The sequence below is a fragment of the Oleiphilus sp. HI0061 genome (genome assembly GCF_001635675.1).
The window spans coordinates 1-645 of the sequence record NZ_LWFE01001777.1; the positions used below are offsets into that span (position 1 = coordinate 1).

Below are 645 nucleotides of genomic sequence, written 5' to 3' on the forward strand. Positions count from 1 at the left end.
CAACACGGTCATCTGTATAAACTTTGAAAGAAAGGTCTACGCCCCAGCGTGTTGCATCGATTTTGAATTCCTTCATACGCTTGTGTACCGGGCCGTCATGACCCACGAAGTCAAATACACACATAGTAAGTGGAGATAGCTGGCTAGCGAAAGAGCTGTTAGAAATTGCTAAAAGGCTGAGTACTATCAAAGTCATCGGCAGACGGCGCTTGCTTGAGGAGATCATATTATTCACTGCTTTCTCTTATCTATCTGGAGTGTGTCAGGTAGAGCAGCCTAAGAAAATGATTAATAGTTCCCTTGGAACAAGGACCTGCAGGTTATACAGGGCCCTATATAATTTAGGCGTGCATCTTTAGAGATAAGAATCCTAACCGAAATAGGCCCTCTACGGAAAGGTAGGAAGTCTCAAAAGTATTATTTCGTGACTATTGGTCGATTTTGATAATCACTGAAATCGGGTGTTTCGCGCTGATAATTATTCATTAGTGGAGAATGGACGATAAAGTCAGCGGTGCTCTTGTTACACGCGACGGGAATATTCCAAAGCGTTGCCAGTCGGAGTAGCGCTTTAATATCCGGGTCATGAGACATGGGTTCGAGTGGATCCCAAAAAAAGATCAGCAAATCAATTTTGCCGTCAGC

At 43.7% G+C, this 645-nt stretch carries 1 protein-coding gene and 1 pseudogene; both read right to left on the reverse strand.

All coding sequences use genetic code 11. The features are described from left to right. A pseudogene (locus A3735_RS27180) lies at positions 1-235 on the reverse strand (hypothetical protein); the annotation flags it as partial. Positions 236-417: 182 nt separating this feature from the next. After that, on the reverse strand, positions 418-645 hold a 228-nt coding region (locus tag A3735_RS27185; RefSeq protein ID WP_082886024.1), incomplete at its 5' end, for a methylglyoxal synthase.